Origin of the sequence: Kitasatospora sp. NPDC007106 (genome assembly GCF_040634455.1) — a bacterium.
In the GTDB taxonomy this organism is placed as follows: domain Bacteria; phylum Actinomycetota; class Actinomycetes; order Streptomycetales; family Streptomycetaceae; genus Kitasatospora; species Kitasatospora arboriphila.
The window spans coordinates 1-1077 of sequence record NZ_JBEYFP010001434.1 but is presented as its reverse complement, the minus strand read 5'-3'; the positions used below and the strand labels follow the sequence as shown (position 1 = coordinate 1077).

At 74.4% G+C, this 1077-nt stretch carries 2 protein-coding genes; one reads left to right on the top strand and one right to left on the bottom strand.

What is annotated here, in order from left to right; all coding sequences use genetic code 11:
• The first annotated feature begins 162 nt into the window (after positions 1-162).
• Positions 163-426 (top strand): hypothetical protein, encoded by a 264-nt coding sequence (locus tag ABZ641_RS39080; protein WP_344623908.1) that lies wholly within the window; start codon positions 163-165, stop codon positions 424-426.
• On the opposite strand, the gene ABZ641_RS39075 is transcribed toward ABZ641_RS39080, so the two are convergent.
• Positions 404-1077 (bottom strand): MFS transporter (locus ABZ641_RS39075; protein WP_359989475.1); only part of this gene is annotated, 674 nt, incomplete at its 5' end. The two genes, ABZ641_RS39080 and ABZ641_RS39075, sit on opposite strands and share 23 nt — an antisense overlap.

The window sequence follows — 1077 nt, the reverse complement described above, 5'->3', positions numbered from 1 at the left end:
CTGGCTTCCGAACGAATTCATCCGCCGGACGGAATATTTACTCCCCATCTCGTCCTCTTGACGGACATATTTCGCCCTCATACGGTGATACGGATCGCACTGGTCCGAACGCCACGGAGCTCCAACGCCCGTCACGTCCGCACGGGAGAGGAAGCACATCCGATGACCAAGAGGTCCCGAGCGGCATCGCCGCACCTGTTCCGCTGGCGGGTGGAGATTCCGCACCAGTCCGGTGACACCGGGCCGGACGGCACGCCCGACACCGGTGTCCACCTCTTCATCGTCGACGCCTCCGAGGCCGACCACGCACTGGAGCAGGCACTCGCCCGGGCGGAGTCCGAGGACGCCCGCCGGCACCGCCGCCACACCCCGCTCGCGGTGGACCTGCACCGGGTCTCCGTGGTCAAGCTCTGCCACGTGGCCTGAACCGCCCGCCGGGCAGCCCGACCCGCCCAGCCGCGCCCGGCTCCACCAGCGCGTACGCCAGCAGCAGGCCGAGCAGCGGCACCGCGCACAGCGCCGCCAGCACCCCCTGCGGCCCGTGCGCCCGGGCCACCAGACCGAGCAGCGGCCCGCACAGCCCGCCGGCGCTGACGCCGAGCCCCAGCGTGACCCCGGCCGCGGTGCCGGGGCGGCCGGGCAGGTAGTCCTGGCCCAGCTTCACCATCACCGCGAACGGCACGTTGAGCGCCGCCCCGGTCAGCACCGCGAACACCAGCGGCAGCAGGCCGCCCGGCGCCAGGCAGAGGCCCGCCAGTGCGGGCACCGTGAGCGCGGTGCCCAGCCGCACCGCGGCCACCGCTCCGATCCGGTCCGCGAGCCGGCCGCCGAGCAGCGTCCCGGCGACACCGCCGCCGAGGAAGCCGGCCAGTGCCGCACCGGCGAGCGCGTGCGAGGCGTGCAGGTCGCGCAGCCAGTGCAGCTCCAGGAAGGTGCTGACCCCGAAGAACACCACCGACCGCGCCACCTCGACCCCGGTCAGCACCAGGAACGGCGGCCACCGGTCGGGCCCCGCCGGTGCGGCCGCGGCCGTCGCGACGGCCCGCTCCCGCTCCCGCGAGAGCGGAAGAGCGGCGG

What these genes read in the sequence shown, in the direction of transcription:
- ABZ641_RS39080 (WP_344623908.1), top strand. Translation starts at nt 163, where the DNA reads ATGACCAAGAGGTCCCGAGCGGCATCGCCGCACCTGTTCCGCTGGCGG.